The sequence below is a fragment of the Halobacillus yeomjeoni genome (genome assembly GCF_020171525.1).
Classification (GTDB): Bacteria; Bacillota; Bacilli; order Bacillales; family Halobacillaceae; genus Halobacillus; species Halobacillus yeomjeoni.
Genome location: NZ_JAIVAI010000002.1, coordinates 366,939 through 393,493, shown reverse-complemented (window position 1 = coordinate 393,493; position 26,555 = coordinate 366,939). Strand labels below are relative to the sequence as shown.

Sequence of the window (26,555 nt, the reverse complement as noted above, 5' to 3'; positions counted from 1 at the left end):
CGTGTATCGACATGACTGGATTTCTGCCTTCGTTTTTCGTTTTACGGGAAAGTAGGCAGGAATCCATTTTTTGTTTTTTTATTATCCAAGGATCGACGCCAGGTATAAAGTGAGTCAATAATAAAGAAGGAATTGCTTTACTTTTTTCTATACAGTTAAGGAGAAGAGGTGGCTGTGGAAATGGGGAGACTCCTGCGGGAAAAACGGTCCAGGTGAGACCCCGCAGTGAAACGAGGAGGCTCATCGCCGCCCGCGGAAAGCGGACCATTTCCACAGCCGCCTCCACCACTATTATTGTACAAGGTATAGTTAGAATAAGTTATGAAGGAGTGGACATAAATGGAACAAGTACAAGGCATGATTCTCGTGCTCGATTTCGGCAGTCAGTACAACCAGCTGATCACACGCCGTATCCGTGAATTCGGCGTTTACAGTGAACTGCATTCACATAAGATGAGCATCGAGGAAATCAAAGAACTGAACCCGAGCGGAATCATTTTATCCGGAGGGCCGAACAGTGTGTATGGGGAAAACAGTTTCCGCTGCGATGAAGAATTGTTCGAGCTGGGCATCCCGGTACTTGGTATCTGCTATGGTATGCAGCTGATGACGCACCACTATGATGGAAAAGTCGAACGTGCGAAAGAGCGTGAATATGGAAAAGCGGAGATCAAAATCGCAGAAGACCCGTTGATTTTCAGCAAGACACCGAAAGATCAAACGGTCTGGATGAGTCACAGCGATAAGGTCATCGACCCGCCGGAAGGCTTCCAAATCGATGCGACGAGCCCGTCCTGCCCGGTTGCGGCGATGAGTCATCCCGAGAAGAAGATGTATGGCGTGCAGTTCCACCCGGAAGTCCGCCACTCCGAATACGGTAATGATATTCTTCGCAGTTTCGTCTTCGATGTATGTGAAGCGAAAGACGATTGGACGATGGAACATGTCGTCGAAATGGAAGTTGAAAAAATCCGTGAACAGGTCGGCGACCGTAAAGTATTGTGCGCATTAAGCGGAGGCGTCGACTCTTCTGTCGTTGCAGCTTTGATCCATAAAGCGATCGGAGATCAGCTGACGTGTATTTTCGTCGATCACGGTCTGCTTCGTAAAAATGAAGCCGATGACGTAATGCGAACCCTTGGCGATGGATTCAATATGAACATCATCAAGGTCGATGCACAGGAGCGTTTCATGAATAAACTTGCCGGGGTATCCGACCCTGAAGAGAAACGAAAAATCATCGGGAACGAATTCATCTATGTTTTTGATGATGAAGCCGAGAAATTGAAAGACATCGATTTCCTTGCTCAAGGAACGCTTTACACGGATATCATCGAAAGTGGTACAGAAACAGCGCAGACAATCAAATCTCACCACAATGTCGGTGGTCTTCCGGAAGATATGGAGTTCCAGCTGATCGAGCCGTTGAATACGTTGTTCAAAGACGAAGTGCGTGCACTCGGTACAGAGCTTGGGGTGCCGGAACATATCGTCTGGCGTCAGCCATTCCCTGGGCCGGGACTTGCGATCCGTGTACTAGGAGCGATCACGGAAGAGAAGCTTGAGATCGTCCGTGAATCCGATGCGGTTCTGCGTGATGAAATCAAAAAGGCGGGACTCGACCGTGACATTTGGCAGTACTTCACGGTACTACCGGACATCCGTTCCGTAGGTGTCATGGGTGATGAGCGTACGTATGATTACACGATCGGCATCCGTGCGGTAACATCCATCGATGGAATGACTTCGGATTGGGCACGTATCCCATGGGACGTATTAGAGAAAATCTCCACGCGGATCGTCAATGAAGTCGATCACATCAACCGGGTCGTTTACGATGTCACGAGTAAGCCGCCTGCAACCATCGAGTGGGAATAAACGAACGATTATTGAATAATTCAACTTTAATGTTCGGAAACAGGGTTGACGAAACGAGTTGAATTATGTAGTATAAAAGAAAATTCAATATCCGAAACACCTTCGTATAATTTTGGGAATATGGCCCATGAGTTTCTACCGGACTACCGTAAATTGGTCCGACTACGCAGGTGAATGAGCTATATACCGGGGGATTCGTATCCCTCCGGTCCGTTCATTCTTCCTTTGCATAGATTCGTAGACACTCCTGGAGCTTATTCCAGGGGTGTTTTTTTGTTTGTTTTGTAAATAATGTACCCATCTTGTAAAAGTCATCCGCTTCAGGATGCACATAGAGAACAGAAGGGTACGAGATAAAAAGAGACAAAGGCTGTTTCAACTTAGGGGAGGAAATGGAATCATGAAAGAATTTTTTGAGTTCAAGAAGTTTGGGACCAACTACCGGACAGAGTTTATGGCAGGTTTGACGACGTTTTTGGCGATGGCTTACATCCTGTTCGTCAACCCATCGGTACTAGCGCTTGATGGAATCGAGCAGCTTCCGGAAGGTGTGACAAGGATTGATAAAGGAGCCGTCTTCACGGCAACAGCGATTGCAGCGGCAGTGGGTACTTTGATCATGGGGTTATTCGCGAGATACCCGATTGCGCTCGCACCAGGTATGGGATTGAATGCATTCTTCGCTTACACGGTCGTATTAGGGTACGGCATTCCTTGGCAGACGGCGCTTGCAGGCGTTTTGGCATCTGGACTTATTTTTATCGTATTGACAGTGACCGGCCTGCGCCAAATGATCATCGATGCCATACCGGCGAACTTGAAGCTTGCGGTAGGAGCTGGAATCGGCTTGTTCATCGCTTTCATCGGCTTTCAAAATTCAGGAATCGTACAGAACAGTGACGCAACACTCGTCCAGCTCGGCGATCTGACGGCAGGTCCGACACTGCTTGCCATCTTCGGGTTGATCGTATCCGTGATGCTGATGGCTGTCGGAATCAAAGGCGGTATTTTCTACGGAATGATTTTGACTTCCATCGCTGGTATGATCACAGGACTGATTGCACCACCGACAGGTTTCGGTGACGTCGTTTCACCAGCACCAAGTGTAGCTCCCACGTTCGGGGCGGCATTGACGCACTTCGGGGATATTTTCACTATTGAAATGCTCGTGGTCATTTTGACTTTCTTATTCGTCGATTTCTTTGATACAGCAGGAACGCTCGTAGCCGTGTCTACACAGGCAGGATTCATGAAAAACAACAAACTGCCACGTGCAGGTCGTGCCTTGTTCTCAGACTCTGCAGCGACAGTTGTAGGTGCAGTAGTCGGAACTTCCACGACGACTTCTTATATTGAATCGACAGCTGGTGTAGGAGCGGGTGGACGTACCGGTTTCTCTTCCATTGTAACGGCAGGATTCTTCCTGCTCGCACTGTTTTTCTCACCGCTACTTGCGGTCATCACAGCAGAAGTGACGGCACCAGCATTGATCATCGTCGGTGTCTTGATGGCTTCGACATTAAAAAACATCGACTGGGATCAGTTTGAAATCGGTGTGCCGGCGTTCCTGACGATCGCTGCGATGCCACTCACGTACAGCATCGCAACAGGGATTGCGATCGGCTTCATCTTCTACCCGATCACGATGTTATTGAAAGGGCGCATCAAGGAAATCCACCCGATTATGTATGGTTTGTTCTTTATCTTCATTCTGTATTTCGTTTTCCTGGCTTAAGAAGTTTATAAGATAGATAGGGCGGCGTTGCTGGTGCAGCGTCGTCTTTTTATTTTTATTAGTTCGAAATAGATAGAGAGGAATCTTGTTAATAAGAAGCGAACAAGTAATTAAGGTGAAGTATATTTTAAGGAGGAGAGCGTATGGAACTTGGTGCTTTTTCTGTAAGTTTAAATGTGGAAGACATAAACAAATCCAAAGAATTTTATGAGAAATTAGGGTTTGAACCTCTAGGAGGCGATCCTGCTCAAAACTGGCTCATAATGAAGAATGGAAACAGTGTGATTGGACTTTTTCAAGGTATGTTCGAGAAAAACATCCTGACTTTCAATCCTGGGTGGGATCAAAATGCGGAGAATCTTGAGTCTTTTACAGATGTTCGGGAACTTCAAAAACAACTTGAAGAAAAAGGCATCAGTATCCTGACTAAAGCAGATGACAATAGTGAAGGTCCGGGAAGCTTCACCATTGAAGATCCTGATGGAAACCCTATTCTTATTGATCAACACAGATAATGGTGGGTGTATTGTGATAAACACTGCTAAGGAGCGGCTAATCTCAAATAGAGGTTAGTCTTTTTTCTTGAAAAAGATTGAGATTGCATGTGTGTTTTGAAATAATTGGTATTTGAATGTTTGAATACTTGTATTCATATGTTCAAAAATCGAAATCTAAGGGAGGCCTCATGAAAAAAGCAATCGCAGCAATCGTTCTTGCATTAATGTGTACATTCTTCTCTGCAGCTTTTGACAGAGAACTTATTGAAACGAGGCAGGATACAAGTGAACTGGGCGGGCTGGCGTTAGGGTATCCTTTTACGTATGTCCATCAGAAATCTTCCTTACGTGAACCACCTCTACCAGCCTATTTCGGCTTGGAGCCGCAACGAGTGGAAAGGGTTGATGCTGGTATGCTCAGCCTAAATTTTTTGTTTTATCTAGGAGTAGTACTTGGTGCATTTTATAGCTTTCAATTAATGCGCTCCTTATATCTTCGTGTAAAGAGAGGAAGATCTGAGCGTGTTTTATAAGTTGGTGGCTGCCTTATTCTCAACCATTTCCTTAGCTATAGTCATTAATTTGTTAAGTAGAAGCGGATTCGATAGCTCGAGCATGATTTTCATCATCTTTTTTCCTCTATACCTTTGTATAGGTATCCCGACAGCGATTCTCATTGAATGGTTCCTTAAGGAGAGAGCAACGAACAGGCTTTCGTTTTTATTAGAACTTTGTATGTACATTAGCGCAGGAGGACTTCTTGGAGGGATATTGATTTTGACGGAATTCTTCAAAGGGGATGATCAGCTTTTCGCCATAATTCTCACTACAGTGTGTTCCGTCTTGTATTACATAATACTAAAACTAGTTTACATGTTTAAATGAAACCCGGGTTCTTAATGATAGGGTGTTTAATGGTTGAAGGAGGGGTGAAATGTCGGACGAGCTTGGAAGGGAAATCCTGAGGGAATTGAAGAGTATGAATGGTAAGCTGGATAAATTAAATGAGTCAAAATCAATGAGCACACCTTTACTAATTGTTCTGGGCGTGTTTGTGTTCTTTTTGGTGGCACCTTTTTTTGTGGATGTTTTTGTTTCATTAGTAAATTAATGTGTAGGGTTATCATCTAATCTACTAAATAGTGAGGAGAAGGGACATGGATTTCTATTTCTACTTATGCTTTGGAACATCATCGTCACGTTTTTCCAGCATGGTGTCTGGGTGGTTGGATTTTTTTATCTTTTGAATAAAATGTATGAAAACAAAATGGTAAGTCGTATTTCTAATGTCATTTTAGTCATTAGTTTATTCATATTATTTGTCCGTTCATTTTTAACAAGCTTGTAGTATGTGATAAATTTGTCCGATCTAATGAGGCAGGTTATAGACTTGTGAGAAGTGAAATGAATAAAAGTAAACCTTCTTATAAGTGAAAAGTATACATATAAGGCATAGAGGGGGTGGACTGATGTTCATGATCGGCGCAGCAATTAATTTGTTACTTGTCATTCTGGTGGCACTTGTAATTCGATGGATTCAAATCATAAAAAACAACTCTGAACAGCAAGTGGCACAAAATGAAGAAATCATAAAGTTATTAAAGAGTGTGAAGGAAGGTAGTACGTTCAACTAACTTCATAGCAGCAACATACAACGAAGGAGATTAGTTATGATTGATTTCGGCTGGTTGAATATTGGAAGCCTTGTGTTAGGGATAATTGCATGGGGCGTCCCTGTAGTCAGTCTTATGAAAGATAAGAAACGAGGCAGCAGGCATTGGATGGCTGTGTCTATTCTCAGTTTCAGTGCCTGTGGCATTTCACTTTGTTTTCAACTTTTTTATACATATCATAAGGTAGTAGTTCAGGACTGGGCAGCTCTTATGGACACGATGTATGCTGTTTCTGCCGCTTCAGCAGTGCTTCTGATTGTAACTATTCTATTGAACGCAGTCACTTTGAAGTATACCGCAGCATAAGTCCAAGCTGTGTTTTCAATAAATCTCATAATACATTACTAAATAAGGAGTCTGATCCAATGGATATTACGCTCAGAGAAGCAAGATTAGCAGACTACCAAAATATGCTGGGGTTATATAAAGAACTGGATGACATGCACAGAATGGAATATCCAGAGTTATTCATCGAGCCTGAGGGTGAGGTAAGACCTTTCGAGTACATCCAAAAGCAAATCGAAGAAGATGATAAATATTTAGTTGTGGCTGAAACTGCAGATCGCATCATCGGTTTTGCGGAATGTGCCGTAATGGAATCGAGTTCTTTTCCGGTCCTTAAGAAAAGGAAATGGGTCGAGCTGAACAGCTTGGTGGTCAGGAAAGGTGACCAAGGCATGGGAACAGGGAAAATGCTTCTCGATCGCGTCGTCATGTGGAGTCGTGAAAGAAAGATTTATAGAATTGAACTGCAGGTGTACACATTCAATTCAGGCGCATTGGATTTTTACAAAAAGAAAGGTTTCCAAAACCTTCATTCCAGAATGTACTTAGATATGTAGCGGAATGAGTGAAATAGATGTGGGGGTGATGGAATGAAAAGATTTATGGCCGTTTGTTTCCTATTCTTATTCGCTCTGATGGTTCATCCGATATCGAGCGGTGCGACGAGCTGGGCATATCACTTTGTCGTCTGGGATGGTTATGTGTACGAGATTACTGAAGAGCCGGTGTCAGAGGTTGAAGAGGAAATAGGTGAAGTTACCGCATACAATGATATGGCGCAGGAACGTGGTAATTACTCTAATACACTGCAGGAAGGAACCTCTTACTATAAGATTAGTGGAGTATCTTCAGACAAAGCCATTGCAGTAAAAGATCGCGACGGGACGCTGGTAAAAGCAGTAAGACTTAAAGAATATACATATGGAGGTATGCCCTATCATACTGACTCCAATGAAGAGGTATATGTCTTCTTAGGAATCGGAGCATTGATAGGCATATTGATCTTATTTAGGATTCGAAGCTTGAAAAAGGCATAAACACCTATAAACTTCACTCCCTCTATGTGATTCCTATGAGATATTGCGCATTTCATATTATAGAGGAGGGTTCTCCACCCCGATAACGAATACTAGAGTATAACTCATTCGAGAGGGGAAAAATGATGTTCACTCAATTAGGACAAGTGATGTTGTATGTCGATAATCAGGATGAATCTGTGAGGTTTTGGACGGAAAAGCTGGGTTTTGTGGTTGTTGATGAAGCGAATGATGGTATGAGGTGGATTGAAATAGCTCCAAGTAAAGAAGCAGAAACGACAATCGTACTTCACGATAAGAAAAAGGTTGCCGAAATGTCTCCGGAATTGAATCTTGATACCCCTTCTTTGATGTTTTTCACTGAGGATCTGAATCAGCTGCATGAAGAGTTGAAAAGTAAGAATGTAAAGGTCGGTAAGATTGTCCAAATGCCGATAGGGAAAGTCTTCAATTTTTCCGATGATGAAGAGCATTACTTTGCGGTAATGGAAGGAAGTAAATAAACGATGAATTCTCATTTCGTCGGAAGGGGCATGGAATGAAACAAGTTTTGGTGTTTGTTACGGATGGTTTTGCTGATTGGGAAGCAGGTTATGTGACTGCAGAGATCAATAAACATGGGACAGGCTATCAGGTGAAGGCCGTAGCGATTGACGATCAACCTAAGATATCTATGGGTGGGCTGACTGTTCTGCCGGATTTCTCAATGGAAGACGTTTCTTTAAAAGAAATTGCGATGTTGATCATCCCTGGTGGAACCGGCTGGAGAGAGGAAAAGAATCAGAAGGCAGTGGAGCTTGTCGGTGCCTGTATGGAGCGGGATATTCCTGTAGCGGCGATTTGTGATGCAACGACCTTTTTAGGGAAGCATGGGTTTCTGGACGATCATGAACATACAGGCAATTCGCTGCCTTACCTGAAAGAGAGTGCGCCTGAATACCGTGGAGATGAAAACTATATAAATGCACAGTCCGTAAGTGATGGATTTCTGATCACAGCGAACGGTTCGGGAGCATTAGAATTTTCAAGGGACATATTGGAGGACCTGCATGTGTTGGAAGGTGAAGGTTTAAAGGAATGGTATGGTTTGTTCAAAGAAGGATTTGTGAAGAGCTAGCCAAGATTCGATTATCTCCTTGTAAGTCAGTTTTACAATCGTAACCCTTGAAAAAGGAGAGAGTTCCTATGGGAAAAGAAAATGTGAGTCTGTCATCTGCACAACGTGGCGAACTTCTGAATACGTTGAAAGCCCGTTTTGAGAAAAACATGAACCGCCATCCGAATATCGAGTGGGAAGATGTACACGCTAAACTCGAATCGAATCCTGCAAAGCTATGGACCCTGCATGAGATGGAGAGAACAGAAGGAGAACCGGATGTGGTGGGGCAGGACGAACAGTCGGGAGAGTACATATTTTTTGATTGTTCTGCTCAAAGTCCAAAGGGCCGGAGAAGTGTCTGTTACGACCGCGAAGCGCTGGAATCAAGAAAGAAACACAAACCGGAAAACAGCGCGGTCGATCTGGCGGAAGCGATAGGCGTTGAAATTTTGACGGAACAACAATACCGTGACCTTCAGGAACTTGGAGAGTTCGATACGAAAACTTCGAGCTGGGTGCAGACACCTGATATGATCAGGAAGCTTGGCGGGTCGCTCTTTTGTGACCGCCGCTATGATACGGTGTTTGTTTATCACAACGGAGCAGAATCCTACTATGCGGCAAGAGGCTTCCGAGGTTCGCTCAAAGTGTGATAGACGTATTCTATGAAACGAAAGTATATTCGAATCGTATACAGGGTATAGGTAGAGGAGAGGTGATGTATTTTGAACAGTAAAAACAAAAGTCGTCTGAGCGAAGAAAAACTCCACTATATCATTGCAGCGACAGCGCTCATTTCCTGGTTATTGTACTTCGCTGCATATCAGGACTTATATGATAAGAAAAAGATATACCAAGGCATCATATTCATCTCCATCCTCGCACCTCTGTATGCAGGTTGTGTTTTTGCCTTTTTCCATTTCAATAAGAACAACAAGTAGTTAAGAGTAATATCTGTCAGGAAGGTTTTGTATGAGTACAGTCATAAGCATTTTCATTTATATGGTTCTATGGATTGTGGCCTCCGTGCTGGTGTTTGCAGCGGTCACTTCCATATGGGGTACAGGTGAGCCGGGCATCCTTTTTGTTTTGTGCCTCATCTGCTGCCAATTGTTATTGAGCCATTTGGCAAAAATTGATTCAAAGAAACATACATGAATACGTGGATCGTACTATTTACGGTTCCAATACACAAAAAGGCAGCCATCATGGCTGCCTTTTATTCATCTTCAAGATGACGTATTTGAACCGGGTTCTGACGCGTATGATCAGAGATATACCGATGAAGCTGGACAATCAACAAGCCGTTCTTATACGTCGCATCGATCTTGTCGCTCCTTACAGGGAAAGGCAGGTCGATGGTCCGTTCAAACGTTCCATCCGCGATCTCAGCTTTGATCTGGTGACCGCCGCGATGGTTGATTTCGATTTTTCCTTTCAACGTAAGTGTCGCATGATCGACGAACACTTCAATGTCTTTAGGGTGGTTCATCCCTGGGATACTCGCATAACATAACACTTCATTATCATACTGATACATGTTGATGTAGGGAATCGAAGGTTTCATCATCCCTTCGAAATCTCCCCAGAAATCATGCCCGAAAAATCGGTCCAAATTCGACTTCCAATCCTTGAATTGGTTGTTCATCACATACCCCTCCATATTATGTCAGTTTTTGCGGTGAAAATTCATTGTCGTTCGACCTATCATGGTTTATAGTGTATGCAAGAAAAGGGAACTGGGTGAATATCCTGGTTCGACTTGGCAAGCAGCTTAGGTTAGGAGGGTGCATGCATGTTAGAAAACCCATGGTTGGTGATTGCCATCATTTTGGTGGTCAACATCGTTTATGTATCGTTTTTTACATTGCGCATGATTTTTACGTTAAAAGGGCAGCGTTATTTTGCTGCATTCATCAGTATGTTTGAGATTGTGACGTACATTTTTGGTCTTGGTCTTGTACTCGACCGGCTCGATCAGATTGAGAACGTCATCGCGTATGCTGTCGGTTACGGAACAGGTGTCATCGTCGGGATGAAGATTGAAGAGAAGCTCGCTCTGGGTTATATTACGGTTAACGTAATATCTTCAGACCCGGACATCCAATTCACCAAACAGCTTCGTGATAAAGGGTATGGTGTGACGAGCTGGTATGCGTACGGAATGGAAGGCGACCGTTTGGCAATGCAGATTTTGACACCGCGGAAATATGAGCTTTCCTTATATGAAACGATCCGTAACATCGACCCGAAAGCGTTCATCGTAGCGTATGAACCGAAGCAGATCCATGGTGGATTCTGGGTGAAATCCGTCAAGAGAGGAAAGATTCGAGATGCCCAAAAAGAACAGCAGGAACAGCAAGAAGCGTTTTGAAGTCCAAGAGAATGAAACGATCGATCAATGCCTCGATCGGATGAAGAAAGAAGGGTACATGCCGATTCGTCGTGCAGAGGAGCCCGTATTCCGTGAAGAGGTAAAAAATGGTGAAAAAGTGATGAAACCTGTAGGGAAAACGATCGTTTTTCATGCTGTAAAGCAATAAACACGAACAATCAATTGTAAATTATTTTTTAATGTTCGTATTCGCGTTGACATCGTAGAGTGCGTATTGATAAGATGTAGATAGAAATTGCATAGACCATCCTCATATAAGACGGGAATAGGGCCCGTTCGTCTCTACCTGGAAACCGTAAATTTCCGGACTATGAGGAGAGTGCGCGCATGTCCATTTTTTCGTGGATACAGGTATGCCTGTTCATCTCTCCTCATTTATGAGGGAGTTGAGCAGGCTTTTTTAATGAAGGAAGTGATAAAATGGCTGAAGTTGGTGTCATCATGGGTAGTATATCGGACTGGGAAACGATGAAACATGCCTGTGACGTCCTGGAAGAATTGCACATCCCTTTTGAAAAAGAAATCATCTCCGCGCACCGGACGCCGGAGGATATGTTCTCATATGCAGAAGAAGCGAGAGGGAAAGGGCTGAAGGTGATCATCGCAGGTGCAGGCGGAGCCGCTCATCTGCCAGGGATGGTCGCATCCAAAACGACTCTTCCAGTCATCGGTGTACCGGTCCAGTCGAAAGCGCTGCAGGGACTCGATTCTTTATTATCAATCGTCCAGATGCCTGGAGGGGTTCCGGTCGCGACGGTTGCGATCGGAAGTTCCGGCGCGAAGAATGCCGGACTTCTGGCAGCGGAAATGCTCGGTGCTTTTGATGAAAAGGTAGCACAGAGTCTTGAAGACTATCGGTCTCGCATGGTAGATAAAGTCGAAGGAATGAGGAGCGATTTACGTGAGTCATGAAATCATACGACCTGGACAGACGATAGGAATTCTTGGTGGAGGACAGCTAGGAAGAATGATGGCCGTAGCGGCCCGTCACATGGGATATCGGATTGCGGTCATGGATCCGACGGAAGATTGTCCATGTGCTCAAGTCGCCGATGAACATATCGAAGCGGCTTATGATGATGTGGCAGCTGCTGAAAAGTTGGCGGAGATCAGCGACGTCATCACGTATGAATTCGAAAATGTCGATCTCGAAGTCGCGCGTTCGTTCGAAGCGGCTGGAAAACTTCCACAAGGGGCTTACTCTTTGGAAGTGACGCAGAACCGTTCGAAGGAAAAGCAGGTGGCGGTTGATGCGGGGCTGGAAGTTCCACCGTTTGAAATCGTCCATTCCTATGATGAATTGGTCCGCGCACTGAGAGCGATCGGATACCCGTCCGTCATCAAGACGATCAGTGGCGGCTACGATGGGAAAGGGCAGCTGAAGCTCGAAGGGAAGGACTACCTGGAGCAGGCGGAAGCTTTCATTAAAGAAGGCGGCACGTACATCGTCGAACAATGGCTGGAGTTCGACTTGGAAATATCCCAAGTGTTCACGAGAGGTCTCGACGGTTCGATCAGCTACTTCCCGATCGGGGAAAACATCCATAAAAATCACATTTTACACGAAACACGTGTACCGGCCCGTATTTCTGATTATGTCGGAGATCAGGCACGCGAAGCGGTCAAAGCTTTGGCAGAAAAAATCGGTGTCGTCGGTACATTCGCTGTGGAAATGTTCGTCCGGGATGAAAAAGTGTACATCAACGAAATGGCACCAAGGCCGCACAATTCAGGTCACTACACGATTGAAGCGTGCAGCGTTTCCCAATTCGAACAGCACGTGCGAGCCATCTGCGGCATACCGTTGTTGACCGTCCACACCTTACCGGCTGCGGTCATGGTCAACGTCCTTGGGAAACACCGCGGTTATCTGCTGGATCATTTGGAGACATTACGGGATATCCATCTCCATGACTACGGGAAAAAAGAAGCCCGCACCAACCGGAAAATGGGGCACATCACAGTAGTAGGCAACTCCCTTGAAGAAATCGATCAAACATTCAAAGACAATCATATTCATTTTTAGGAAACAACGAGGAGGAAGACGATGATAGAACGTTACACCAGACCCGAAATGGGCGCGATTTGGACAGAAGAAAACCGATACCAGGCATGGCTTGAGGTAGAACTGCTTGCCTGCGAAGCCTGGAGTGAGCTTGGAGTGATCCCGGCTGATGATGTACAGAAACTTCGTGAAAAAGCTTCGTTCGATGTCGAGCGTATCCACGATATCGAAGCGGAAACGCGTCATGATGTCGTCGCCTTCACCCGTGCCGTATCGGAAACGGTCGGAGAAGAGCGGAAATGGGTCCACTACGGCCTGACATCAACGGACGTCGTCGATACAGCTCTTTCCTACCAACTCAAGCAGGCGAACGAAATCATCCGTAAAGATTTAGTCAACTTTATCGAAATCCTGGGTGAAAAAGCCCGTGAACATAAACATACCGTCATGATGGGGCGTACCCACGGTGTGCATGCTGAACCGACGACATTCGGTTTGAAACTGGCTCTTTATTATGAAGAGATGAAACGTAACCTGGAACGTCTGGACCTTGCGATACAGCACATCCAAGTCGGGAAGCTCTCAGGTGCCGTCGGAACATACGCCAACATCGATCCATACGTAGAAGAATATGTGTGCGGAAAACTCGGTCTTGCGCCTGCGCCTGTATCCACACAGACGTTACAGCGTGACCGTCATGCGCATTACGTATCCACGCTTGCCTTGATTGCGACGTCGATTGAAAAAATCGCTGTTGAAATCCGCGGCCTTCAAAAAACGGAAACCCGCGAAGTGGAAGAGTTTTTCGCAAAAGGACAGAAAGGGTCTTCAGCCATGCCTCACAAACGGAATCCGATCGGGTCTGAAAATATGACCGGAATGGCCCGGGTGCTGCGCGGGGAAATGATGACCGCTTTTGAAAATGTGCCTCTATGGCATGAACGTGACATCTCGCACTCCTCGGCTGAACGCATCATCTTGCCGGATGCGACGATTGCGATCAACTATATGCTGAACCGTTTCGGGAACATCGTGAAGAACTTGACGGTCTTCCCTGAGCGTATGCAGGAAAATATGGAGAAAACGTACGGCCTGATTTTCTCCCAGCGTGTATTGCTGACGCTGATCGATGAAGGGATGGTCCGTGAAGAAGCGTACGACCTCGTCCAGCCGAAAGCGATGGAAGCTTGGGAACGCGGTGTTCCTTTCCGTGACTTGATCGAAGCGGACGAGCGTATCACAGAGACCTTGTCTGAAGAGCAGCTTGACGCATGCTTCGACTACAAGCACCACTTGAAAAACGTCGACCGTATCTTTGACCGAATCGGACTTTAATCATTTTTGACATTGTGATGACCTGGGTGGAATCCGTTTCTGCTCAGGTCATCGATAAACTATCTATGCGAGGTGTTCTTGATGAAAGGTTCTTTGTTGTATGAAGGCAAAGCGAAACGTGTCTACCGCACCGATCAAAACGATCGTTTGATTTTATCCTATAAGAATGATGCCACCGCTTTTAATGGCAAGAAAAAAGATCAGTTCGAGGGCAAAGGACGCCTGAACAACTTGATTACCTCGAAGGTATTCGATTACCTGAAGCTCCACCAGATCGACTCCCACTTTATAGAAGCTTTGAATGATACAGAACAGCTGGTCAAACAGACGACCATCATCCCTCTTGAAGTCGTCGTCAGAAACGTCGCGGCCGGAAGCATTACACGCCGCCTCGGTATCGAAGAGAAAACAAGCTTCACCCCGCCGATCATTGAATTGTTTTATAAAGAAGACAGATTGGATGACCCGCTCATCAATGACGTCCATGCCTACCATCTCACAGACATCACAGAAGACGAACTCACCCACATCAAACAAATGGCTTTGAACATCAATGAACACCTCATCCAGCTTTTCAAGGAAGCAGACCTGCAACTGGTCGATTTCAAATTGGAATTCGGACGTCTGAAGGACGGAACCATCGTGCTCGCCGATGAAATTTCACCGGATACGTGCAGGCTTTGGGACATCCACAGCGGTGAAAAAATGGATAAAGACGTGTTCCGTGAAAATATCGGAGATTTGATTTCTACGTATGAAACGATTTTACAACGACTGGAGGAAAACACATGCGCAAAGTAAAAATTCACATCACATTGAAAGAAGGGGTCCTCGACCCTCAAGGAAAAGCGGTCCAGAATTCTTTACGTTCCCTGGAGTATGACAACGTCAATGAAGTCCGCGTCGGCAAATACATGGAAGTGATGATGGAAGATACGGCCGATATCGAAAAGCAGATCGACCGGATGTGTGATCAACTGCTCGCTAACCCTGTCATCGAAGATTACTCGTACACGATCGAGGAGGTTGTTTAATTGAAGTTCGCAGTCGTCGTATTTCCAGGTTCCAATTGTGATCGTGACATGTACTTTGCGGCCAAGGACGCATTAGGGGAAGAAGCGGATCTTGTCTGGTATCAGGAAGCGGATCTATCAGACTATGATGCCATTCTCCTTCCCGGCGGATTCTCTTATGGGGATTACCTGCGCTCGGGCGCGATCGCCGCTACTTCACAAGTGACTGAGCAGATCCGCGCGGCAGCGGAAGCAGGAAAGCCGATACTTGGTGTCTGCAATGGATTCCAGGTGCTGCTCGAGACGGGGCTTTTACCAGGAGCGATGCTTTCCAACGTCAATCAAAAGTTCATGTGCCACTATGAAACTCTGATTGTGGAAAACAACGAGACGATGTTTACGAGTCACTATGAAAAGAAGGAAAAGATCAGCATTCCGATTGCCCACGGGGATGGAAACTATTATTGCGATGAAGAAACGTATCAGACATTGCTGGAAAACGATCAAATCGCCTTCACATACGAAAACAATCCGAACGGTTCTGTCGGGGATATCGCTGGGATTACCAATGAAGCAGGGAACGTGCTTGGCATGATGCCGCACCCGGAGCGTGCCGTTGAGAAACTGATCGGAAATGAGGACGGTCTACGTCTGTTTCAATCCATTTTGACACACTGGAGGAATAACCATGCCATCAACGCTTGAAATCAGTCCAGAGCAAATCGAACAACAACGTCTCTATCGTGAAATGGGTTTGAGCGACGAAGAATTCAAATCGATCACGAAAATTCTCGGCCGTCGCCCGAATCATACAGAAACAGGATTGTTCTCGGTCATGTGGTCCGAGCACTGCAGTTATAAGAACTCCAAACCTTTATTGAAAAAGTTTCCGACGGAAGGTCCGCACGTCCTGCAGGGGCCGGGCGAAGGCGCAGGAATCATTGATATCGGCGACGATCAGGCGGTCGTTTTCAAGATCGAAAGCCACAACCACCCGTCCGCCGTCGAGCCTTATCAAGGCGCAGCGACCGGTGTCGGAGGCATCCTTCGTGACGTCTTTTCGATGGGCGCCCGTCCGATCGCTTTATTGAATTCGTTACGATTCGGGTCTCTCAAGCACCCGCGCGTGAAGTTTCTGTTTGAAGAAGTCGTAAATGGCATCGCCGGATACGGCAACTGTGTAGGTGTTCCTACGGTGGGAGGAGAAGTTCAATTCGATGACGCCTACAACGGCAACCCGCTTGTCAATGCGATGTGTGTCGGACTCATCGACCATAAAGACATTCAAAAAGGAATCGCAGCCGGAATCGGCAATACGGTCATGTATGTCGGTGCCAAAACCGGACGGGACGGCATCCACGGGGCGACTTTCGCATCGGAAGAACTTTCAGAAGAGTCCGAAGAAAAGCGTCCATCCGTCCAGGTCGGTGATCCGTTCATGGAAAAACTGTTGATCGAAGCGTGTCTCGATGTCATCCAGCATGACGCTCTTGTCGGCATTCAGGATATGGGAGCGGCTGGTCTGACTTCATCCGCCAGTGAAATGGCGAGTAAAGCCGGGACCGGAATGACGATGAACCTGGATTTGATTCCACAGCGTGAATTGAACATGACGCCATACGAAATGATGCTGTCAGAATCCCAGGAGCGTATGCTTCTCGTCGTTGAAAAAGGACGTGAAGAAGAGATCGCTCAGGTGTTCAAAAAATACGACCTCGAAGCGGTCGCAGTCGGTGAAGTGACAGACACGAAACGCTTCCGTCTCACACACAAAGGCGAGACCGTTGCGGATGTACCAGTCGATTCTCTTGCCGAAGACGCACCGGTGTACCACCAGCCGTGGAGAGTACCTGCGTATTATAAAGAGTTCCAGGCGATGGACAACTACATTCCGGATGTAAGTGATTATCGCAAGACACTCCTCGATCTGCTTAAACAGCCGACGATCGCAAGCAAAGAGTGGGTTTATGATCAGTACGATTCCATGGTCCAGACCAATACTGTCGTGAGACCGGGATCGGATGCAGCGGTCCTGCGCGTACGCGGTACGGATAAGGCGCTTGCGATGACGACCGATTGCAACTCCCGCTATATTTACCTCGATCCGGAAACGGGCGGAAAAATCGCTGTCGCAGAAGCGGCTCGCAACATCGTCTGTTCCGGTGGACGGCCGCTCGGATTGACGGACGGCCTCAACTTCGGTTCTCCGGAGAACCCGGAAATTTTCTGGCAGATGGAAAAAAGCGTGGAAGGGATGAGCAGTGCCTGTACGAAACTCGGCACACCGGTCATCAGCGGAAACGTTTCTCTATACAATGAATCGTTCGGCGGTCATGCCATTTACCCGACACCGATCGTCGGAATGGTAGGATTGATCGAAGAAACGAAACACATCACGCAGTCGCATATGAAAAAAGCCGGCGACTTGATTTATATCATCGGTGAAACCTATCCGGAATTCGGTGGCAGCGAACTGCAGGGAATGCTTGAAGGGAAGCATTTCGGCAAAGCACTCCGCATCGATCTGGACATAGAAGCGAGTCGTCAAAAGCAGTTGCTGAAGGCAATTCAATCAGGTTTCGTCGCATCTGCGCATGACTTGTCTGAAGGTGGACTTGCAGTCGCGCTGGCAGAAAGCCTGTTTGAAAATGAACTAGGCTGTGATGTCGCTTTGGAAGGCGACCTTACGACGGCACTATTTTCTGAAACGCAGTCCCGTTACATCGTCTCGGTGAATCCTGAACATCAAGAAGCCTTCGAGGGTGAGGTGAAGGATGCCCGCTGTATCGGAACCGTGACGGATGACGGAGTATTGCGTGTGAAATCAGGGGAACAACCGGTCTTGGAAGAGCAGACGACAACATTGAAGGAGACTTGGAAAGGAGCTATTCCATGCTTGGTGAAATCAAAGGTTTAAATGAAGAGTGCGGCATCTTTGGTGTCTGGGGTCACCTGGATTCCGCCCAATTGACGTATTACGGGCTGCATGCCCTCCAGCACCGCGGACAGGAGGGTGCTGGAATCGTCACGACAAACGGAGAGGAATTGAAGCTCGCCAAAGGGCACGGACTCATCAACGAAGTTTTTTCCCAACAGCAGTTGGATGATCTCGTAGGACATGCATCCATGGGTCATGTACGTTATGCGACGGCAGGGGACGGCGGCTATGAAAACATCCAGCCCCTTTTGTTCCGCTCGCAGACCGGCGGGCTCGCGCTCGCCCATAACGGCAACCTCGTCAACGCCCAGGCTTTGAAAAGCCAGCTCGAGGCGCAGGGATCGATTTTACAGACGACATCGGATACAGAAGTCGTCGCTCACTTGATCAAACGCGCGCGTCACCTGCCTTTGGATGAGGCAATCATGGAAGGACTGTCGATGATTAAAGGGGCGTACGCCTTTTTATTGATGACAGAAGACCGCATGTATGTCGCCAACGACCCGCGTGGTCTTCGTCCGTTGAGCCTCGGCCACCTCGGGGATTCATGGATGGTTTCATCCGAAACGTGTGCCTTCGATGTCGTCGGTGCGACGTATGAAAGGGAAGTGAAACCGGGGGAACTGCTGATCATTTCTGATGACGGCATCGAATCCAAGCGCTTTTCAGCACCGATCCAGCGTACACTCTGCTCGATGGAGTACGTGTATTTTTCCCGTCCTGACAGTGATCTTGATGGGAAAAACGTCCATGCGTCCAGAAAGCGGATGGGCAAAGCACTCGCGAATGAAGCTCCAGTCGAAGCGGATGTAGTAACCGGCGTTCCTGATTCCAGCATTTCTGCCGCCATCGGGTATGCAGAAGAAGCGGGCATCCCTTATGAGCTCGGATTGATCAAAAACCGCTATGTCGGCCGAACATTCATCCAGCCTTCCCAGGAGCTGCGGGAGCAGGGTGTGAAAATGAAGTTGTCCGCTGTCCGTGGAATCGTTGATGGAAAACGTGTCGTCATGGTCGATGACTCGATCGTACGGGGAACGACCAGCCGCCGGATCGTGAAAATGCTGAAGGAAGCGGGAGCGAAGGAAGTCCACGTCAGGATTGCATCGCCACCGATCAAAAATCCTTGCTATTACGGAATCGACACCTCCAACAGCGGGGAGTTGATTGCCGCGAACAATACAGTCGAAGAAATCGAACAGCAAATCGGTGCTGACAGTCTTTCATTTTTATCGACAGAAGGGCTGAATGATGCCATTTATCAAGGGGAGGAATCGATGGAGCACGGAGGCTGTATGGCGTGCTTCACCGGCAACTATCCGACTGAAATTTATCCGAACACGGTACATCCATATGAAAAAGCGTAACGCGAAGGAGGGAGAGCGATGAGTCAATCGTATAAACAAGCGGGGGTCGACGTCGAAGCCGGGTACGAAGCGGTCGACCGCATGAAAAAACACGTATCGAGAACGATGAGGAAAGAAGTTCTCGGAGGTCTCGGGGCTTTTGCAGGACTGTTCGATATCAGCGGGATGAGCTATGACCACCCCGTACTCGTCACCGGAACGGACGGTGTCGGAACGAAGCTGAAGCTCGCTTTTTTGATGGATAAGCACGACACGATCGGGGTGGACGCTGTGGCGATGTGCGTCAACGATATCGTCGCACAAGGTGCAGACCCGCTTTTGTTTTTAGATTATATCGCCTGCGGAAAAAATAATCCCGAGCGTATCGAACAGATCGTCAAAGGCATCGCGGATGGCTGTGAACAATCCGGAGCTGCCCTTGTCGGTGGCGAAACGGCGGAAATGCCGGGCATGTATGAGCTGGATGAATATGACCTGGCCGGTTTCGTCGTCGGGATGGCCGATAAAAACGACATCATTACCGGAGAGTCGATCCGACCTGGCGACGTCCTGATCGGCCTTTCCTCTTCAGGCGTCCATTCCAATGGGTTTTCGCTCGTTCGCCGGATCGTGGAAGAAGAAGGTTTGGATTATAAAGAAACCTATCCTCCATTCGATCGTCCACTGGGAGAAGAACTGCTTACGCCGACGAAGATTTACGTCCGTGCGATTCAACGATTGAGACAAGCGGTATCCATCAAAGGTCTTGCACACATTACCGGCGGCGGTTTTTATGAAAATATTCCGCGTACTCTTCCGGAAGGTCTTGGGGTGTCTATCCAACAGGGAAGCTGGGACATTCCTGACGTATTTCGCTTTTTACAACAACAAGGGAGCTTGACGGGAGAAGATATGTACGGCGTATTCAATATGGGCATCGGCATGGTCGCAGTCGTTCCAGCTCAGGAAGCGGACGAAGCCGTACGCGCGTTGAATGAGGCAGGAGAACAAGCCGGGATCATCGGCGAAGTCACAGCCAATGAAGGGATCCAGTGGATATGATGAAGTTAGCTGTTTTTGCATCAGGTACGGGTTCGAATTTTGACGCGATCGTCCACGCCATCCAAAAAGGGGAGCTGGATGCTGAAGTGACGCTGCTTGTGTGTGACAGAGTCGGGGCTCCTGTCATTGAAAAAGCTCAGAACTATGAAATCGATACGATCGTTTTCAGTGCCAATGTGTATGAAAATAAGGTCCAGTATGAAGAAGCGTTATTGAAAGATTGCCGGGAGCGGGGGATCGATTACATCATTCTCGCAGGCTTTATGCGCCTGATCGGACCGACGCTTTTGGAACCTTACCGCAACCGGATTCTCAACATCCACCCGTCGCTATTGCCTGCGTTTCCTGGGAAAGACGCTATTGGTCAAGCGTTTGATCAACAAGTGAAAATCACAGGTGTGACGGTCCACTTCGTCGATGAAGGCATGGACACGGGGCCGATCATCGAACAGGAAGCGGTCCGGATCGAGGACGGAGATACGAAAGACGATGTCGTCCGTAAAATCCAGGCGATTGAACATAAACTTTATCCGAGTGTCATCCGAACATTGAAGATCAAGGAGGAATCCATATGACAAAACGAGCGCTGTTGAGCGTATCCGATAAACAAGGACTATCAAATTTCGCAGCAGAACTACATGAGCTTGGATACGAATTAGTATCCACAGGCGGAACGAAACGAAGCATCGAAGAAGCGGGGATTCCTGTACGATCGATTTCTGAGATCACTGAATTTCCGGAAATCATGGATGGACGCGTCAAAACGCTCCACCCGGCTGTCCATGGCGGACTGCTCGCAAAAAGAGATAACAGCGGCCACATCAGTCAGCTGGAAGAACTGGATATCGAGACGATCGATCTCGTCGCTGTAAACTTGTATCCGTTCAAAGAAACGATCGCGAAAGAGGATGTCACCGAAGCGGATGCCATTGAAAACATCGACATCGGCGGACCGACGATGCTTCGCGCCGCTGCGAAAAGTTTCGAAGACGTCGCAGTCGTCGTCGATCCAGCTGATTATGAAAAAGTCATCGAAGGGCTGAAGGCAGATAACTTGAGTTACGAGACGCGCCGGCAGCTTGCGGCGAAAGTCTTCCGCCATACCGCCAATTACGATGCGATGATCGCGGAATATTTCACGACACTGACTGAAGAAGCTTACCCTGAGACGTACACCGTCACATATGAAAAGGTCCAATCCCTGCGTTACGGGGAAAACCCGCACCAGACGGCTTCTTTCTATAAAAAAGCGAACTATGAAAGTGCTTCGCTTGCGAGTGCGGAACAGCTGAATGGAAAAGAGCTTTCCTACAACAACATCCAGGATGCGAACGCAGCGCTTGAAGTGGTGCTGGAATTCCATCAACCGGCGGCAGTCGCCGTGAAGCATATGAACCCTTGCGGCGTCGGAGTAGGAGAAAGTCTATATGATGCTTACGTAAAAGCTTACGAAGGCGATCCAGTCAGCATTTTCGGTGGAATCGTCGCCTTGAACCGCGAAGTGGACGAAGAGACAGCTGCGAAGCTGAAAGAAATCTTCCTTGAAATCATCATCGCACCATCCTTCAGTCAGGAAGCGCTGGACATTTTGACACAGAAGAAAAACCTGCGCCTGCTGACGGTCGAGATGACGAAGCCGGAAACGCAGATGCACAAACTGACAAGCGTGAACGGTGGGCTACTCGTTCAGGATACAGATGAAGGATCCTTGGATGGTATTGAGCTTGAAGTAGCGACGGAGCGCGAGCCGAGTGAACAGGAACTTCATGACTTGAAGCTTGGTTGGAAAGTCGTGAAGCACGTGAAATCGAACGCCATCGTCGTAGCGAAAGGAGACCGCACCCTTGGCGTGGGAGCCGGTCAGATGAACCGTGTCGGTGCAGCGAAAATCGCATTCGAACAGGCGGGTGAAGAAGCTGAAGGCAGCATCATGGCTTCTGATGCGTTCTTCCCGATGCCGGATACAGTTGAAGCGGCTGCAGCAGCAGGCGTGACCGCCATCATTCAGCCGGGTGGTTCCAAGCGCGATCAAGATTCGATTGATGCCTGTAACAAACACGGAATCGCGATGGTCTTCACACGTATGCGTCACTTCAAACACTAAGAAAGGAGCGGGTCGGAATGAACATTCTTGTCATTGGCCGCGGAGGTCGTGAACACAGCCTCATCCGGAAGCTGGCTGAAAATGAACAGGTGGAAACTATTTATGCAGCCCCTGGGAATGCGGGGATGGAAGGTCATGCGGAGCGTGTCGCGATTGAAGAAACGGACTTGGATACGCTGGTCTCTTTTGCCAAAGAAAAACAGATCGGGCTCACGATCGTCGGTCCTGAAAATCCATTGATGGATGGCGTGGTCGATCGTTTTGAAGCAGAAGGGTTGAAGGTTTTCGGCCCATCAAAACAGGCGGCCGTCATCGAAGGAAGCAAACATTATGCAAAGAGTCTGATGATGGAGTACGGCATCCCGACAGCGGATTACCGTGCATTCACGGATCTTGCGGAAGCAAAAGACTACATCCGTGAACAAGGAGCTCCTATCGTCGTGAAAGCGGATGGTCTGGCAGCCGGCAAGGGCGTCGTCGTCGCGGAAACATTGGATGAGGCGTTATTGGCTGCTGAAGATATGCTTGAAAAAGGACAGTTCGGGGAGGCGAGCCGGGAAATCGTCGTCGAACAATTTCTGCAAGGGGAAGAGTTTTCCTTGATGGCATTCGTCAACGGCTCGAATGTTTATCCGATGATCCCGGCCAAAGATCATAAGCGTGCCTACGAAGGGGATCAAGGTCCGAATACCGGTGGCATGGGGGCGTTCGCTCCGGTTCCTGATTTGAAAGAATCATCCTACGATACGGCAGTGACATCGATATTGAAACCGACGGCAGAAGCGATGATGCAGGAAGGGCGTTCCTTTACAGGTATCTTGTATGCAGGATTGATCGAGACGGTCGAAGGACCGATGGTGATCGAGTTCAATGCACGGTTCGGAGACCCGGAAACGCAGGTCGTCCTGCCAATGCTTGAAAATGACCTCGTGCAGGTTTTCCTCGATGTACTGGACGGGAAAGACCCGGGATTGTCATGGTCAAAAGACACCTGTGCAGGAGTGGTCGTCGCATCAGACGGGTATCCGGGGGGATACGAGAAAGGGCGGCCGCTGCCGGAGCTGGATGAAACCGACGGTGCATTTGCGATTCATGCGGGTACAGAGAAGAAAGGTGCACGCTATGTATCCAGCGGCGGGCGTGTGTTGCTTGTCGGGGCGAAACAGGAGAGTCTTGCCCAGGCGCTGGAAGTGGTTTATGACAAGCTTCAGGTGTTCGAAGACAACGAAGACTTTTTCTACCGAAGGGATATCGGCCGGTCATCGATTGCGTCGTCGGAGTCCCACATAAAATAAAGCGGCGATCGTTCCGATGATGGTGACGAGGACAAAGCCGACATCTGTGAAATATTCCATGAAATCCATTATTGAATCATCCTTTTGTAAGGACGGGGACTGCCCCGTCCTGTTATTTTTTTGCTCTTATTTTTAAGGAGACCGGGTCGTTCATAGTTGTGAGTGAGGGTGGGAAACGACTCCCTTTCCTGCGGGCGACCTGGCAAGCTTCCTCGGGCTGCGCCCTGTGGGATCTCGCCCAGCTCTTTCTCCCGCGGGAGTGTCGCCGTTTCCCACCCCATCCGCTGAATCGTGCCGCGTAAAGCGAGTGATTTCCCAGACCTCCAACTATTATTTAGGATCTGTTAAATTCGATCCGTTATTTACTAAGAGCACGGGATGGCAGGGAAAACAGTCCGCTTTCCGCGGGGAACGCTTGAGCCTCATCGAACTTCGTTCTCCGGGGTCTCACCTTGTTCCTTTTTCCCGCAGGAGTCTACCTGTTTTCCCCTGCCATCCCGTTCGTAATTGGTGTAACGGACTTCGGTAACGGCCATTCTTACCCTCCTACTTTGAAGAGGCGGCCTTTTAGAATGGCGACACTCCTGTGGGATAAAGGTACATCGTGAGACCCCGGAAGGCGCAGCCTGAGGAGGCTCACGGTACCCCACGGAAAGGGAGTCATTCTAAAAGGCCGCCTCCGCTATGTCCTTAGTTTGAGACTAAATATCAACAATCAACTTTAACAGAGCCTATAAGAAAAGGAAGCACCAGTCTATATCTCAAACTCGGTGAAATCCTGTTCCCAATCTTCTTCTTTTCCATCCGACTCATACATCAACTCTTCACAAACGGCGGTCAGTGGACAGTAGCGGGTGATGCCTTCCGCGACTTTCAAAGCCCCGATTACCACCATAATTGGGTGCATCGACGAATCTTCGCCTCGCTTGGCGGCACGGATCGTCGCAAATGTAAGCATGCTGAGTCCGGCTGTAATCCGAAGCATCGCATTGATTGTTCCAATATTTGATTTCAAAGCATTTCCTCCTTCGTAAACGTGATCGTCATGTGTTACGATAGTAGATATTGAATTAAGGGAGGACTCCCCATGAATGAAACACGATTCCGTTGGCGTAACCGTCAGCTGCGTGTCCATGCATCCGTGCTGGACGGAACGCATGCGCCGACCAAATTAATTCAAAATACAACTTACTTGAACGTCTATTTGAAAAAATGGATGTCAGGACATATATGGATTTACGAAGACCGGATTGTTTATACAGGTCCGAACCTACCACCGAATACAGAAGGAACGGAGATCATCGACGGCTCAGAGAGCTATATCGTACCCGGCTACGTTGAACCTCATGCCCATCCGTTTCAGTTATATAATCCCCGAAGCTTAGCGGAATATGCAGCTCGGACAGGAACCACAACGTTGGTGAATGACAACTTGATGTGGCTTTTTTTAACCGACAAAGAGAAAGCGTTTTCTTTACTGGAAGAATCGATGAAACTGCCTGCGACAATGTACTGGTGGGCACGTTTCGATTCACAGTCTGTGCTTCGTGAGGAAGACCGGAGGAAGTTCGAGGACCAGGTGCCGGATTGGATCGAGCATGATGCTGTAATCCAGGGCGGCGAACTGACCGCCTGGACGGATGTCCTTTATGGCGGTGATGAGCAGATGCTTCACCGCATGCAGGAAACGAAGCGTGCGCGCAAGCCGCTTGAAGCCCATCTGCCTGGAGCTTCTGAAAAAACGCTTGCGAAAATGCGCCTGCTCGGTATGGATTCCGATCATGAAGCGATGACGGCAGACGATGTGTTGAACCGGCTGGAGATCGGCTACAATACCGGACTTCGTTACTCATCGATCAGACCGGACCTGCCTGAGATTTTAAAAGGCCTGCAGGAAAAAGGGCACACACACTTTGATCACCTGATGTTCACGACCGACGGGTCTACGCCTGGCTTTTATCGTGAAGGACTGATCAATCCATGCATCAAAATCGCGATGGAAGCAGGTGTCCCGGAAATTGATGCGTATATGATGGCGACGTATCAGCCGGCGCGTCATTTCGGAGTGGAAAACCGGGTTGGAAGCATCAACGTCGGCCGTGTCGCCCACTTGAACTTTTTGACCGACCCGAAAGATCCGACGCCGCATTCGGTCATCGCCAAGGGTGAATGGGTGAAGCGTGATGGTGAGGAAATCCCACCTTCCACGACGATCGAATGGGAGAAAAACGGCATCAAGCCGCTTTCCATCGATTGGGAGATGAGTGATCGCGATCTGCAGTTCTCGATGCCGATCGGAATGGAGATGGTCAACGATGTCATCATGAAGCCGTACGCGATCGATATCGATCCTTCCGTTTATCAGCTGCCGGAAGACAGTGATGAAGCGTTTCTCATGCTGATGGACCGCGAAGGAGAATGGACGGTGAATACGTTCTTGAAAGGGTTCACCCATTCCCTCGGCGCGCTTGTCAGCTCCTATTCCAACACGGGTGATTTGATTTTAGTCGGAAAATCCCGTGAGGATATGAAAACAGCGTTCAAGCGGATGAAGGAAATAGGAGGAGGTATCGTACTCGTCGATGACGGGGAAATCATCTTTGAGCTGCCTCTTCCGCTCGGTGGTGTGATGTCCGATCTGCCTCTCGAGAAATTGATCAAAGAGGAAGAGGAACTGAAGAAGCTGTTGAAAGGGTACGGATTCCCGTTCGGTGATCCCGTTTATACGCTGCTTTTCCTTTCTTCCGTACATCTGCCTTACATCCGCATCACACCGATGGGGATCATGGATGTGAAAAAGAAAGAGGTACTCTATCCTTCGATCATGCGTTAATATAAAAGAGAGAACAATATAGAAT

General features: G+C 47.9%; 32 protein-coding genes and 2 riboswitches. Of the genes, 29 read left to right on the top strand and 3 right to left on the bottom strand.

Annotated features, from left to right (window positions below; genetic code table 11):
* Positions 1-339: 339 nt before the first annotated feature.
* The 14 genes from guaA (at position 340) to LCL89_RS10050 (ending at position 9,362) form a co-directional block, all read left to right on the top strand.
* Positions 340-1,878 (top strand): glutamine-hydrolyzing GMP synthase, encoded by a 1,539-nt coding sequence (gene guaA, locus LCL89_RS10115; RefSeq protein ID WP_224809998.1) that lies wholly within the window; start codon positions 340-342, stop codon positions 1,876-1,878.
* 82 nt (positions 1,879-1,960) lie between these two features.
* A riboswitch (purine riboswitch) is annotated at positions 1,961-2,063 on the top strand.
* Between the two features lie 215 nt (positions 2,064-2,278).
* The gene (locus tag LCL89_RS10110; RefSeq protein ID WP_224809997.1) at positions 2,279-3,613 is read left to right on the top strand and encodes an NCS2 family permease; all 1,335 of its coding nucleotides are present in this window, start codon (positions 2,279-2,281) and stop codon (positions 3,611-3,613) included.
* Positions 3,614-3,756: 143 nt separating this feature from the next.
* Positions 3,757-4,128, top strand: a complete 372-nt coding sequence (locus tag LCL89_RS10105; RefSeq protein WP_197318100.1) for a VOC family protein — start codon at positions 3,757-3,759, stop codon at positions 4,126-4,128.
* Positions 4,129-4,298: 170 nt separating this feature from the next.
* Positions 4,299-4,643, top strand: a complete 345-nt coding sequence (locus LCL89_RS10100; RefSeq protein WP_224809996.1) for a hypothetical protein — start codon at positions 4,299-4,301, stop codon at positions 4,641-4,643.
* Between the two features lie 644 nt (positions 4,644-5,287).
* Positions 5,288-5,458 (top strand): hypothetical protein, encoded by a 171-nt coding sequence (locus LCL89_RS10095; protein WP_224809995.1) that lies wholly within the window; start codon positions 5,288-5,290, stop codon positions 5,456-5,458.
* A 121-nt stretch (positions 5,459-5,579) separates the two neighbouring features.
* The gene (locus tag LCL89_RS10090; protein ID WP_224809994.1) at positions 5,580-5,744 is read left to right on the top strand and encodes a hypothetical protein; all 165 of its coding nucleotides are present in this window, start codon (positions 5,580-5,582) and stop codon (positions 5,742-5,744) included.
* A 36-nt stretch (positions 5,745-5,780) separates the two neighbouring features.
* Positions 5,781-6,089, top strand: a complete 309-nt coding sequence (locus LCL89_RS10085) for a hypothetical protein (RefSeq protein WP_224809993.1) — start codon at positions 5,781-5,783, stop codon at positions 6,087-6,089.
* Positions 6,090-6,148: 59 nt separating this feature from the next.
* Positions 6,149-6,625 (top strand): GNAT family N-acetyltransferase, encoded by a 477-nt coding sequence (locus tag LCL89_RS10080; protein WP_224809992.1) that lies wholly within the window; start codon positions 6,149-6,151, stop codon positions 6,623-6,625.
* Between the two features lie 33 nt (positions 6,626-6,658).
* Entirely contained in the window at positions 6,659-7,105 is a 447-nt protein-coding gene (locus tag LCL89_RS10075) for a hypothetical protein (protein ID WP_224809991.1), read from the top strand.
* A gap of 125 nt (positions 7,106-7,230) precedes the next feature.
* Positions 7,231-7,608, top strand: a complete 378-nt coding sequence (locus LCL89_RS10070) for a VOC family protein (protein ID WP_224809990.1) — start codon at positions 7,231-7,233, stop codon at positions 7,606-7,608.
* Positions 7,609-7,643: 35 nt separating this feature from the next.
* Entirely contained in the window at positions 7,644-8,222 is a 579-nt protein-coding gene (locus LCL89_RS10065) for a type 1 glutamine amidotransferase family protein (RefSeq protein WP_224809989.1), read from the top strand.
* A gap of 68 nt (positions 8,223-8,290) precedes the next feature.
* Complete coding sequence (locus tag LCL89_RS10060; RefSeq protein ID WP_224809988.1) at positions 8,291-8,857, top strand: DUF4256 domain-containing protein; 567 nt, start codon at positions 8,291-8,293, stop codon at positions 8,855-8,857.
* Positions 8,858-8,929: 72 nt separating this feature from the next.
* Entirely contained in the window at positions 8,930-9,145 is a 216-nt protein-coding gene (locus LCL89_RS10055; protein WP_224809987.1) for a hypothetical protein, read from the top strand.
* A 31-nt stretch (positions 9,146-9,176) separates the two neighbouring features.
* Positions 9,177-9,362 (top strand): hypothetical protein, encoded by a 186-nt coding sequence (locus LCL89_RS10050; RefSeq protein WP_224809986.1) that lies wholly within the window; start codon positions 9,177-9,179, stop codon positions 9,360-9,362.
* Positions 9,363-9,423: 61 nt separating this feature from the next.
* Here the strand turns inward: LCL89_RS10050 and LCL89_RS10045 are convergent, their stop codons facing one another.
* Positions 9,424-9,852 (bottom strand): Hsp20/alpha crystallin family protein, encoded by a 429-nt coding sequence (locus tag LCL89_RS10045; protein ID WP_224809985.1) that lies wholly within the window; start codon positions 9,850-9,852, stop codon positions 9,424-9,426.
* Between the two features lie 147 nt (positions 9,853-9,999).
* Here LCL89_RS10045 and LCL89_RS10040 point away from each other — a divergent pair, with 147 nt between their 5' ends.
* The 14 genes from LCL89_RS10040 to purD all read left to right on the top strand — a co-directional run bounded on the left by LCL89_RS10040 (position 10,000) and on the right by purD (position 23,697).
* On the top strand, positions 10,000-10,578 hold the full coding sequence (locus LCL89_RS10040) for a DUF2179 domain-containing protein (protein ID WP_197318090.1): 579 nt from the start codon (positions 10,000-10,002) through the stop codon (positions 10,576-10,578).
* The gene (locus LCL89_RS10035; protein WP_224809984.1) at positions 10,538-10,747 is read left to right on the top strand and encodes an NETI motif-containing protein; all 210 of its coding nucleotides are present in this window, start codon (positions 10,538-10,540) and stop codon (positions 10,745-10,747) included. Before LCL89_RS10040 ends, LCL89_RS10035 begins: the two co-directional genes overlap by 41 nt.
* Before the next feature lie 82 nt (positions 10,748-10,829).
* Positions 10,830-10,930, top strand: a riboswitch (purine riboswitch).
* Between the two features lie 89 nt (positions 10,931-11,019).
* A complete protein-coding gene (purE, locus tag LCL89_RS10030) occupies positions 11,020-11,511 on the top strand; it encodes a 5-(carboxyamino)imidazole ribonucleotide mutase (RefSeq protein WP_224809983.1) in 492 nt (163 codons plus the stop codon).
* Complete coding sequence (gene purK, locus LCL89_RS10025) at positions 11,501-12,625, top strand: 5-(carboxyamino)imidazole ribonucleotide synthase (RefSeq protein ID WP_224809982.1); 1,125 nt, start codon at positions 11,501-11,503, stop codon at positions 12,623-12,625. Before purE ends, purK begins: the two co-directional genes overlap by 11 nt.
* Before the next feature lie 21 nt (positions 12,626-12,646).
* Entirely contained in the window at positions 12,647-13,939 is a 1,293-nt protein-coding gene (purB, locus tag LCL89_RS10020; RefSeq protein WP_224809981.1) for an adenylosuccinate lyase, read from the top strand.
* Between the two features lie 81 nt (positions 13,940-14,020).
* Positions 14,021-14,740 (top strand): phosphoribosylaminoimidazolesuccinocarboxamide synthase, encoded by a 720-nt coding sequence (gene purC, locus LCL89_RS10015; RefSeq protein WP_318245617.1) that lies wholly within the window; start codon positions 14,021-14,023, stop codon positions 14,738-14,740.
* Positions 14,728-14,973, top strand: coding sequence for a phosphoribosylformylglycinamidine synthase subunit PurS (purS, locus tag LCL89_RS10010; protein ID WP_197318084.1), 246 nt, complete (start codon positions 14,728-14,730; stop codon positions 14,971-14,973). The genes purC and purS overlap by 13 nt, the downstream gene beginning before the upstream one ends.
* Positions 14,974-15,657, top strand: a complete 684-nt coding sequence (purQ, locus tag LCL89_RS10005; protein WP_224809979.1) for a phosphoribosylformylglycinamidine synthase subunit PurQ — start codon at positions 14,974-14,976, stop codon at positions 15,655-15,657. It begins immediately after the preceding gene.
* Positions 15,641-17,869 carry a phosphoribosylformylglycinamidine synthase subunit PurL gene (gene purL, locus LCL89_RS10000; protein ID WP_224809978.1) on the top strand — a complete coding sequence of 743 codons (2,229 nt, stop codon included), beginning with the start codon at positions 15,641-15,643 and terminating at the stop codon, positions 17,867-17,869. Before purQ ends, purL begins: the two co-directional genes overlap by 17 nt.
* Positions 17,845-19,257, top strand: a complete 1,413-nt coding sequence (gene purF, locus LCL89_RS09995) for an amidophosphoribosyltransferase (protein WP_224809977.1) — start codon at positions 17,845-17,847, stop codon at positions 19,255-19,257. The genes purL and purF overlap by 25 nt, the downstream gene beginning before the upstream one ends.
* A gap of 18 nt (positions 19,258-19,275) precedes the next feature.
* Entirely contained in the window at positions 19,276-20,298 is a 1,023-nt protein-coding gene (gene purM / locus LCL89_RS09990) for a phosphoribosylformylglycinamidine cyclo-ligase (protein WP_224809976.1), read from the top strand.
* The gene (purN, locus tag LCL89_RS09985; RefSeq protein WP_224809975.1) at positions 20,295-20,873 is read left to right on the top strand and encodes a phosphoribosylglycinamide formyltransferase; all 579 of its coding nucleotides are present in this window, start codon (positions 20,295-20,297) and stop codon (positions 20,871-20,873) included. The genes purM and purN overlap by 4 nt, the downstream gene beginning before the upstream one ends.
* On the top strand, positions 20,870-22,402 hold the full coding sequence (gene purH, locus LCL89_RS09980; protein ID WP_224809974.1) for a bifunctional phosphoribosylaminoimidazolecarboxamide formyltransferase/IMP cyclohydrolase: 1,533 nt from the start codon (positions 20,870-20,872) through the stop codon (positions 22,400-22,402). The genes purN and purH overlap by 4 nt, the downstream gene beginning before the upstream one ends.
* Positions 22,403-22,419: 17 nt before the next feature.
* Positions 22,420-23,697, top strand: coding sequence for a phosphoribosylamine--glycine ligase (purD, locus tag LCL89_RS09975; protein WP_224809973.1), 1,278 nt, complete (start codon positions 22,420-22,422; stop codon positions 23,695-23,697).
* Here the strand turns inward: purD and LCL89_RS16885 are convergent.
* Positions 23,662-23,766, bottom strand: coding sequence for an EYxxD motif small membrane protein (locus tag LCL89_RS16885; protein WP_328515420.1), 105 nt, complete (start codon positions 23,764-23,766; stop codon positions 23,662-23,664). The genes purD and LCL89_RS16885 overlap by 36 nt on opposite strands.
* A 685-nt stretch (positions 23,767-24,451) precedes the next feature.
* Positions 24,452-24,712: a YgaP family membrane protein gene (locus LCL89_RS09970; RefSeq protein ID WP_224809972.1), complete on the bottom strand. Its 261-nt coding sequence runs from the start codon at positions 24,710-24,712 to the stop codon at positions 24,452-24,454.
* A gap of 72 nt (positions 24,713-24,784) precedes the next feature.
* Between LCL89_RS09970 and LCL89_RS09965 the strand changes: the two genes are divergently transcribed.
* Positions 24,785-26,530 (top strand): adenine deaminase C-terminal domain-containing protein, encoded by a 1,746-nt coding sequence (locus tag LCL89_RS09965; RefSeq protein WP_224809971.1) that lies wholly within the window; start codon positions 24,785-24,787, stop codon positions 26,528-26,530.
* Positions 26,531-26,555: the final 25 nt, after the last annotated feature.